The sequence below is a fragment of the Oerskovia sp. NPDC056781 genome (genome assembly GCF_042789955.1).
GTDB classification, from domain to species: domain Bacteria; phylum Actinomycetota; class Actinomycetes; order Actinomycetales; family Cellulomonadaceae; genus Oerskovia; species Oerskovia rustica.
In genome coordinates this window covers 1-9,590 of record NZ_JBHUAD010000152.1, presented here as the reverse complement: position 1 = coordinate 9,590, position 9,590 = coordinate 1, and the positions used below count along the sequence as shown (strand labels likewise).

Below are 9,590 nucleotides of genomic sequence, written 5' to 3'. Positions count from 1 at the left end.
ACCGCTCCCCTCGCGAGGGGAGCGGCGCCGTCGGGCGTTGTGCATGGAGCGACGGCCGCGCTGGTCGCACGGCCCGTGCCCGCCCGGCCGCATGCTCGGCAGCGGACGGGGGCCAGGGGCCTGGGGACTCGCTAGGCGCGCATGGCCTGGCCGCGACCGTCCACGAAGTCGCCCGTGACGAGGAATGTCACGCGCTGGGCGATCGAGACCCCGTGGTCACCGAACCGCTCGTAGTAGCGACCCACGAGGGTCACGTCGATCGTCTCCTGCGCCGTACCGGTCCAGTCCGGGCCCAGGAGAGCCGCGAACGTGTCCTGGTGGAGGTGGTCCAGCAGGTCGTCGTCGCGCTCGACGTTGGCCGCGACCGTCAGGTCCCGCGTCGTGAGCAGCGTCGTGGTGCGGCGCGCGACCCGGGTCGCGGCGTCGTGCATCTGGGAGAACGTCCCCTCCAGCAGGGGGTGGATCGCGTGCGCCGGGTAGCGGCCCCGCGCGACCTGGGCGACGTGCCGGGCGAGGTCGCCCATGCGCTCCAGGGTTGCGCTCATGCGCAGGGCGCTCACGACGACGCGCAGGTCCGTGGCGACGGGCTGCTGCTGCGCGAGCAGCAGCACGCACCGCTCGTCGAGCTCACGCTCGAGGGCGTCGATCGCATGGTCCGACGCGATGACGGACTGTGCGAGCTGGAGGTCTGCGGTGAGCAGCGCCGTCCCGGCTCGACTGATGGCCGACTCGACCAGCCGACTCATCTCGGCGAGGTCGTCGCCGACCTGCTTGAGCTCGGCCTCGAAGATTTCCCGCATCGCTTCCCTTTCCTGGTGACCAGCAGAGTCCACCATGACAGGTGCGGTGAACGGGGAGATGAACGGTCAGGTGAACGCTGGGACGACGCCACGTGAACTCTTGGACACGCGTCGCTCCCCCGGCCCGGACTGGTCGGGCGGCCCTGTGGGACGACCGTACGCTGGTGGTGTGGAAGGAATCCAGGAGGGAATCGGGCTGCTCGTCGCAGGAGTCATCGGGCTCCTCGTCGGCGTCTTCGCGACGCTCGCGTTCCGGTTCAGCGAGCGCACGCTGCGGCGCATGCCCGACGAGGAGGCGCCCGAGCTCGACGAGGGGCTGGTCCGTGTCCTCGCGGTGCTGCGCTCCGCGGCCGTCGTGCTCGACGCCGAGGGCGAGGTCGTGCGGGCCAGCCCGCCGGCGTACGCGCTGGGCGTGGTCCGCGGCGACGCGATCGTGCACGCCGCGATCCTGGACATGATCTCCGAGGTGCAACGGGACGGCGTGATCCGCGACGAGGAGCTCGAGCTCCCGCGCGGACCGGTCGGGCGCGGCATGGTCATGCTGCAGGTCCGGGTCGCGCAGGTCGGCCCCCACCACATCCTCGTCCTCGCGGAGGACCGCACCGAGGCGCGTCGCATCGACGCGATCCGCCGCGACTTCGTCGTCAACGTGTCGCACGAGCTCAAGACGCCCGTGGGTGCGCTCGCGCTGCTCGCCGAGACAGTGCAGGACGCCGCCGACGACCCGGTCGCGGTCCGCCGCTTCACGGGCCGCATGCAGCAGGAGGCGACGCGCCTGTCCGCGCTGGTCCAGGAGATCATCGAGCTCTCCCGCCTCCAGGTGGCCGGCGCCCTCCAGGCGGTCACGACGGTGCCCGTGCGCGGGGTCGTCGAGGAGTCGGTCGACCGTGCCCGCACCAACGCCCAGGGCAAGGGCATCGTCCTGACCGTCGGTGGGGACCTCGACGCCGTGGTCTACGGCGACCACGCTCTGCTCGTGACCGCGGTGCGCAACCTGCTCGACAACGCGGTCGCCTACTCGGGCGAGAACACCCGCGTCGGGGTCGGGGTGAGCGTGGTCGGCGACCTCGTCGAGATCGCGGTCGTGGACCAGGGCATCGGGATCTCCGAGGGCGAGCAGCAGCGTGTGTTCGAGCGCTTCTACCGGGTGGATCCCGCGCGCTCGCGCGACACCGGTGGGACGGGTCTGGGGCTCAGCATCGTCAAGCACATCGCCGCGGACCACGGCGGCGAGGTGACCATGTGGTCCGAGCCGGGCCGTGGGTCGACCTTCACGCTGCGCATCCCCGCGGCGAACCCGACCGCAGAGGGCTTCGAGAGCGGCGCGGACCCCGAGGGGGAGGACGCGGCCGAGCCCGCCGATCCCGCCGGGCCGACGACCACGCCCACCGCCGCGGACGCGCCGGCAGCCCCTGGCGACACGGCCACCGCGGCCGACTCGTCCGCCCCCGGCGGTCCGACCGCCACCGACGACCCCACGAACCCCGGCCTCGCACCCACCCGGGCGCAGGGCCCCCAGACAGCTCCCCATCCGGGCACGTCCCCCAGAACCAAGGAGGTGGGTGCGTGACGCGCATCCTGGTCGTCGAGGACGAGGAGTCGTACCGCGACCCTCTGACCTACCAGCTGGCCCGCGAGGGCTTCGACGTCGTCGAGGCGGCGACGGGGCCCGAGGCCCTGGCCGCGTACGACGCCGGGGGAGCGGACCTCGTGCTGCTCGACCTCATGCTCCCGGGCCTGAGCGGCACCGAGGTGTGCCGCGAGCTGCGTCAGCGAGGCAACGTGCCCGTCATCATGCTCACGGCCAAGGACTCGGAGATCGACAAGGTCGTGGGCCTCGAGCTCGGGGCCGACGACTACGTGACCAAGCCGTACTCGTTCCGCGAGCTCCTCGCGCGTGTCCGTGCGGTGCTGCGGCGCCAGGGCAGCGTCGAGTCGCCCGCGGAGCCCGAGGTCGACGGGGCGCTCGAGGTCGGGCCCGTGCGGATGGACGTCGACCGGCACGTCGTGACGGTGCACGGCGATCTCGTGTCGTTCCCGCTCAAGGAGTTCGAGCTGCTCGAGCTGCTGCTGCGCAACGCCGGACGCGTGCTGACGCGCGGCCAGCTCATCGACCGGGTGTGGGGGGCCGACTACGTGGGCGACACCAAGACGCTCGACGTGCACGTCAAGCGCATCCGCTCGAAGATCGAGCCGGACCCCGCGACGCCGCGCTACCTGCTCACGGTCCGCGGCCTGGGCTACAAGGTGGCCGACGGCGCCTCGTAGGACGGCTGCGCCCGTCCGCGACGGGCGTCGCCCATGCCGCCTGACGCGGGCGACGCCCCCGTCAGGCGGGCGGCGGCCCGGCGGGCGGGGTGCCGGGCGGTGCGTCGCGGTCGCGCCGCCGGGGCCGTCCGATGAGCGCTCCTCGCCGCTCGGCGGGCGTCTTGGGAGGTTTCGGCGGCTTGGGGGGTCTGCGCCCGTCGCTGCCGTAGAGCTCGTCCCACTGCTCGGAGATGGACTCGGTGACGCGGCGCGTGACGTGCTGGGTGAGGGCGAGGCGGGCCTGTGCCCGTTCGGCGCGCAGGATCGCGCTGTGCTCCTCGCGCAGGGCGATCACGGTGGACAGAGCCATCCCGATCATCACGACCGAGAACGGCAGGGCGATGAGGATCGCAGCCGTCTGGAGCGCGGTGAGACCGCCCGAGATCAGCAGGGCGATCGAGAGGAGGCCGGACAGCACCGCCCACAGGATGCGGTTCCAGACCGCGGGGTGCGGGTCGCCCCCCGAGGTCAGCATCCCGACGACGAACGAGCCCGAGTCGGCGGACGTCACGAAGAAGACGCCGATGAGCACGATCGCGAGCACCGTCAGGACGGGGCCGCCCGGCAGGTCGCCCAGGAGCTGGAAGAGGACGGTGTCGGTGTCGACGGTCCCGTCGGAGCCTATGAGCCCGCCGTCGCCGAAGATCTGCCGGTACAGCGCCGAGCCGCCGAAGACCGAGAACCACAGGAACGTCACGAGCGTGGGGACCAGCAGCGTGCCCATGACGAACTCACGGATGGTGCGGCCCCGGGAGATGCGCGCGATGAAGACGCCCACGAACGGTGCCCAGGAGATCCACCAGCCCCAGTAGAAGATGGTCCACGAGGACTGCCACTCGAGGCCGGCGTCGCCCTGGAAGGCCGTGGTGTCGAACGTGAGCCGGATGACGTTCTGCAGGTAGTACCCCATGGACTGCACGTAGTCGCGCAGGAGGAACAGCGTGGGGCCGACGACGAGCACCGTGAGGGCCAGGACGCCCGCGAGGACCATGTTCCCGTTGGAGAGCCACTTCATGCCGCGCCCCAGGCCGGAGGCCACCGAGAGCGTCGCGACGGCCGTGATCCCGACGATGAGCCCGATCTGGAGCGCGAGGCCCGGGTCTGCCACGTTCAGGAAGCCGAGCCCGGCCCCGATCTGCAGGACGCCGAAGCCGAGCGAGGTCGCGACGCCGAACACCGTGCCGAGCACCGCGACGACGTCGACCACGTCGCCGAGGCGCCCCTTGACCCGGTCGCCGAGCAGGGGTTCGAGGGCCCACCGGATCGAGACGGGCCGCCCCTTGCGGTGGATCGCGTAGGCGAGCGCGAGGCCTGCGACGACGTAGATCGCCCAGGCGTGCACGCCCCAGTGGAGGTAGCTCTGCCCCATCGCGGCCTGCGCGAGCGCTGCGGGGTCGCCCGTGACACCGGGCTTGGGCGACGCGAAGTGGGTCAGCGGCTCGGCCGCTCCCCAGTACACGAGCCCGATCCCCATGCCGGTCGCGAACAGCATCGCGAACCACACGGGCAGCCGGAACAGCGGGCTCTCGTCGTCCTTGCCGAGCACGATGTCACCGAAGCGGCTCAGCCCCATCCACAGCGCGAAGATGACGAACCCGGCCACGATCAGCACGTAGTACCAGCCGAAAGCCCCGATGACGTCGGCCTGGAGAGTGCTCAGGACAGCGGTGGTCCCGTCGGTGAAGACCATCGCGAGGAGCACGAACAGCAGGATGAGTCCTGCGGCGGGATAGAAGACGCGCGGGTACATGCGCCCGGGCGGGGCCGGTAGTGCCGCCGTGCCCGACGCCGTCGCGTCCTCGGGCGGGGGAAGGATGCCGTCGGCGGCCGTGGCCTGGTCCGCGGCAGCTACCGCGGCTCGCTCCTCCGGCGTGTTCTCGGCCGGGTGCGGATGGCTCGTGCCGTCGTCTGCCACAGGGGTCCTCCTGACGTCCGTCGTGGTGCGGTCGTCGATCGACCTCGGATCGCCGGCCGTGGTGTCGGCCCGGCGACCTGTTCCCACCAGACTTCCCGACCCGAACAGGCGGGGCAACCGCTGGGGCCCGTGGCGAGCGTGTTGTCTCTCACCGGGCCTCCGTCGGGCACGCCGGCCCTGCTCTGTCCACAGGCCGCAAGAGTCTGTGCACTGTTCATCCGTCGTTCACCCGGAGCACCGGAACGCGTCACCCGGGCTGCTTAGCGTCGTTGTTGTCACCGGCGCTCGCTGGTGCCCCCGCGTTGACAGGATGGAAGAAGAGAGTGAAGCTCAGCCGATTCACCCGCGCAGGTTCCGCAGCAGCCGTCGGCGTGCTCGCGTTGACGTTGGCAGCGTGCGGCTCGAACAGCACCGACTCCGGTGGTGGCGCCGCCACCGACGGCGCAGAGAACGGCTCGACCGAGGACCTGACCGGCACGCTCGCCGGTGCGGGCGCCTCGTCCCAGGAGAAGGCCGTGGCCGGCTGGATCGCTGGCTTCGGCGACATCGCCCCGGGCGTGACCCTCAGCTACGACGCGGTGGGCTCGGGCGGTGGCCGCGAGCAGTTCCTGTCCGGCGCGACGCAGTTCGCCGGCTCGGACGCCGCCCTCAAGGACGACGAGCTCGCGACGGCGACCGACCGCTGCTTCGGCGGCGAGGCCATCGAGGTCCCGCTCTACATCAGCCCCATCGCCGTGATCTACAACCTGCCTGGTGTCGACGCCGAGCACCTCAACCTCTCGGCCGAGACCCTCGCGAAGATCTTCAACCGCGAGATCACGACCTGGAACGACCCGGTCATCGCCGCGGAGAACGAGGGCGTCACGCTCCCCGGCACCGCGATCATCCCCGTCAACCGCTCGGACGAGTCGGGCACGACGGAGAACTTCACCGAGTACCTCGCGGACGCCTCGAACGGCGCCTGGCCGCACGAGGCCAGCGGTGACTGGCCGTTGTCCGGCGGACAGTCCGGTCAGGGGACGCAGGGCGTCGTCGACACGGTCACGGGTGCCGAGGGCGCCATCGGGTACGCCGACGCCTCGCGTGCCGGTGACCTGGGCACGGCCGCGATCAAGGTCGGCGAGGAGTACGTGCCGTTCTCGCCCGAGGCCGCGGCCAAGGTCGTCGACGCCTCGCCGCGCGCCGCGGACGCGACCGACAAGCGCCTGGTCGTCGAGATCGACCGCACCACGACCGAGGCCGGCGCCTACCCGCTGGTCCTCATCTCCTACTCGATCGCGTGCGACACCTACGACAAGGCCGAGGACGCCGCCAACGTCAAGGCGTACCTGACCTACGTCGCCAGCGAGGAGGGCCAGGCGCGCGCCGCCGAGCCGTCCGTCGCCGGCTCCGCCCCGATCTCGGACGCGCTGCGCACCGAGGTCCAGGCAGCCCTCGACACGATCAGCGTCAAGAGCTGACCGAACAGCTGAACACGGTCTCTCACCCAGGGGCGGGTCACGTCGAGGCACTGCGCCCGACGCGGCCCGCCACGGGTGCGTGACCACCGGAACGTCCGTCCCACCACCGCCGCACCTCAGTCATCGGAGCATCAGTGGCCGTCACCTCTCCTCCCTCCACCCGAGCCGGGCTCGGGTCCGAACCCACGGTCCCCGTGACCAAGGGCGGCCTGGCGGGCCGTCTCTTCGCGGGCCTGTCGACGGGCGCCGGGATCCTCATCCTGCTCGTCCTCGCCGCGGTGGCCGTGTTCCTCGTCATCGAGGCGTGGCCGGCCCTGACGGCGAGCCCCGAGGAGCTCCAGGAGATCTCCTGGTTCAAGGCGGACTCGCTGCTCGCGTACATCGGGCCCCTGGTGTTCGGCACGCTCCTGGCCTCGATCCTGGCGCTCCTGATCGCCGTGCCGGTCTCGGTGGGCATCGCGCTGTTCATCTCGCACTACGCGCCCCGGCGCCTGGCGCAGGGGCTCGGCTACCTGATCGACCTCCTCGCGGCCATCCCGAGCGTCGTGTACGGCCTGTGGGGCGCGCTGTGGCTGCTCCCGATCCTCAACCCGTTCTTCACGTGGCTGAGCGGCACGCTCGGGTTCATCCCGCTGTTCGAGGGCTACCAGGCCCCTGCGAAGAACATCATGTCGGCCTCGATCGTCCTGGCCGTGATGATCCTGCCGATCATCACGGCGGTCTCGCGCGAGGTGTTCCTCCAGACCCCGGTCCTGCACGAGGAGGCCTCGCTCGCCCTGGGTGCGACGCGCTGGGAGATGGTCCGCATGGCCGTCCTGCCGTTCGGCCGCTCGGGCGTGATCAGCGCGTCGATGCTGGGCCTCGGGCGCGCGCTCGGCGAGACCATGGCCGTGCTCATGGTCATCTCGCCCGGGTTCCTCTACTCGCTGTTCCTGCTCAAGCCGGGACAGCAGCAGACGATCGCCGCGAACATCGCCTCGAAGTTCCCTGAGGCCAGCGGCCTCGCGGTGAGCACCCTCATCGCGACGGGCCTCGCGCTGTTCGTCATCACGTTCGTCGTCAACATGATCGCGCGCTGGATCATCGCGCGCCGCAAGGACTTCTCGGGAGCGAACTGATGACGGCCACCGACCTCACCCCCACCACGCCCGCCGCCCCCGACGGCTCGGGCTCCCTCCAGCTCGTCCCGGCGCAGAAGCGCCTGCCCCGCTGGGCCCCCTGGGCCTTCGCCGCGGGCGGCGTCCTCGTCGCGTTCGCGGTCCTCGCGCTCGCTGGGAAGCCGACCGTTGCCGGGGTGCTGGGCCTCGGCGCGGTGCTCTACGCCGTCGGGCTGACCGTGACCTCGCGGTTCGTCGAGGGCCCCCGCTGGGCCACCGACCGCCTCGCGACCACGCTCGTGTCGTTCGCGTTCCTGCTCGCGCTGATCCCGCTCGTCTCGCTCCTGTGGATCGTGGTGACGCGCGGCGCCAAGCTGTTCGGGGCGACGTTCCTGTCGACCGACATGGTCGGCGTCTACGGCGACATGACGAGCGGCGGGATCTGGCACGCGATCGTCGGCACGCTCCTCATCACGGGCGCCGCGACGCTCATCTCGGTGCCGATCGGCCTGCTCACGGCGATCTACCTCGTCGAGTACGGACGTGGCGCCCTCGCCCGCTGGATCACGTTCCTCGTGGACGTCATGACGGGCATCCCGTCGATCGTCGCGGGCCTGTTCGCGTTCTCGCTGTTCACGCTGATCTTCGGCCCCGCGTACCGGGCGGGGATCATGGGCGCGGTCGCGCTGTCGCTGCTCATGACCCCCGTCGTGATCCGCTCGGTCGAGGAGATGCTGCGCCTGGTCCCCAACGAGCTGCGCGAGGCGTCTCTCGCGCTGGGAGTGCCCAAGTGGCTGACGATCGTCAAGGTCGTCCTGCGCACCTCGATCGCCGGCATCGTCACGGGCGTCATGCTCTCGATCGCCCGCGTGATCGGGGAGACCGCGCCCCTGCTGCTCACGGTCGGCCTCATCACCCAGGTCAACTGGGACCTGTTCGACGGTCGCATGGCGACCCTCCCGGTCTTCGCCTACCGCCAGTACGAGCAGGGCGGCGTCGGGATCGACCGGGCCTGGGCCGCGGCCCTGACCCTGATCCTCATCGTCATGCTGCTCAACCTGATCGCCCGGCTCGTCAGCCGCCTCTTCTCGCCCAAGACCGCTCGCTGAGCCGAGCCCACCAGCCTGTCCGGGCGTCGCACCCCGCGCGACCGGACACCGGAAGGAAGCACATCATGTCGAAGCGAATCGACGTCTCCGACCTCAACGTCTACTACGGCGACTTCCTCGCCGTGGAGGGCGTGACCATGGCGATCGAGCCGCGCTCGGTCACGGCGCTGATCGGCCCGTCGGGCTGCGGCAAGTCGACGTTCCTGCGCACGCTCAACCGCATGCACGAGGTCATCCCGGGCGCGCACGTCCAGGGCAAGGCCGTCATGGACGGCCAGGACCTCTACGCGCCCGACGTCGACCCGGTCGCGGTCCGCCGCCAGGTGGGCATGGTCTTCCAGCGGCCCAACCCGTTCCCGACCATGTCGATCAAGGAGAACGTCCTCGCGGGCGTGCGCCTCAACAACAAGCGCATCTCCAAGTCCGACGCCGAGGAGCTCGTCGAGACCTCGCTGCAGGGCGCGAACCTGTGGAACGAGGTCAAGGACCGCCTCGACCGCCCCGGGTCGGGCCTGTCCGGCGGGCAGCAGCAGCGCCTGTGCATCGCGCGCGCGATCGCGGTGCGCCCGCAGGTGCTCCTCATGGACGAGCCGTGCTCGGCGCTCGACCCGATCTCGACGCTCGCGATCGAGGACCTCATGGCCGAGCTCAAGGACGAGTACACGATCGTGATCGTGACGCACAACATGCAGCAGGCGGCCCGCGTGAGCGACCGCACGGCGTTCTTCAACATCGCCGGCACGGGCAAGCCGGGTCGGCTGATCGAGATGGGCGACACCGCGACGATGTTCTCGTCGCCGTCCGAGCAGGCCACGGAGGACTACATCTCGGGCCGCTTCGGGTGACCTGTCCGGCACCCGCCTGACGCACGACGCACGACGGCGAGGCCCCCTCCAGGAGGG

General features: G+C 71.1%; 8 protein-coding genes. 6 read left to right on the top strand and 2 right to left on the bottom strand.

The features are described from left to right. Positions 1-131: 131 nt before the first annotated feature. A complete protein-coding gene (gene phoU, locus ACFRCR_RS13085; RefSeq protein WP_138822837.1) occupies positions 132-800 on the bottom strand; it encodes a phosphate signaling complex protein PhoU in 669 nt (222 codons plus the stop codon). Between the two features lie 169 nt (positions 801-969). Here phoU and ACFRCR_RS13080 point away from each other — a divergent pair, with 169 nt between their 5' ends. Further along, positions 970-2,370 (top strand): sensor histidine kinase, encoded by a 1,401-nt coding sequence (locus ACFRCR_RS13080; RefSeq protein WP_377678076.1) that lies wholly within the window; start codon positions 970-972, stop codon positions 2,368-2,370. Continuing rightward, positions 2,367-3,068: a response regulator transcription factor gene (locus tag ACFRCR_RS13075; RefSeq protein WP_377678075.1), complete on the top strand. Its 702-nt coding sequence runs from the start codon at positions 2,367-2,369 to the stop codon at positions 3,066-3,068. Before ACFRCR_RS13080 ends, ACFRCR_RS13075 begins: the two co-directional genes overlap by 4 nt. Positions 3,069-3,129: 61 nt before the next feature. Here ACFRCR_RS13075 and ACFRCR_RS13070 read toward each other — a convergent pair whose 3' ends face one another. Then, positions 3,130-5,022 carry a BCCT family transporter gene (locus ACFRCR_RS13070; RefSeq protein WP_377678074.1) on the bottom strand — a complete coding sequence of 631 codons (1,893 nt, stop codon included), beginning with the start codon at positions 5,020-5,022 and terminating at the stop codon, positions 3,130-3,132. A 323-nt stretch (positions 5,023-5,345) separates the two neighbouring features. Between ACFRCR_RS13070 and pstS the strand changes: the two genes are divergently transcribed. From pstS to pstB, 4 genes are all read left to right on the top strand, one after another. Further along, the gene (pstS, locus tag ACFRCR_RS13065) at positions 5,346-6,482 is read left to right on the top strand and encodes a phosphate ABC transporter substrate-binding protein PstS (protein ID WP_377678073.1); all 1,137 of its coding nucleotides are present in this window, start codon (positions 5,346-5,348) and stop codon (positions 6,480-6,482) included. 134 nt (positions 6,483-6,616) lie between these two features. Further along, positions 6,617-7,600 (top strand): phosphate ABC transporter permease subunit PstC, encoded by a 984-nt coding sequence (pstC, locus tag ACFRCR_RS13060; protein WP_377678071.1) that lies wholly within the window; start codon positions 6,617-6,619, stop codon positions 7,598-7,600. Beyond that, entirely contained in the window at positions 7,600-8,688 is a 1,089-nt protein-coding gene (pstA, locus tag ACFRCR_RS13055; protein WP_377678070.1) for a phosphate ABC transporter permease PstA, read from the top strand. Before pstC ends, pstA begins: the two co-directional genes overlap by 1 nt. 65 nt (positions 8,689-8,753) lie before the next feature. Then, complete coding sequence (gene pstB / locus ACFRCR_RS13050; RefSeq protein WP_191789557.1) at positions 8,754-9,533, top strand: phosphate ABC transporter ATP-binding protein PstB; 780 nt, start codon at positions 8,754-8,756, stop codon at positions 9,531-9,533. Positions 9,534-9,590: the final 57 nt, after the last annotated feature.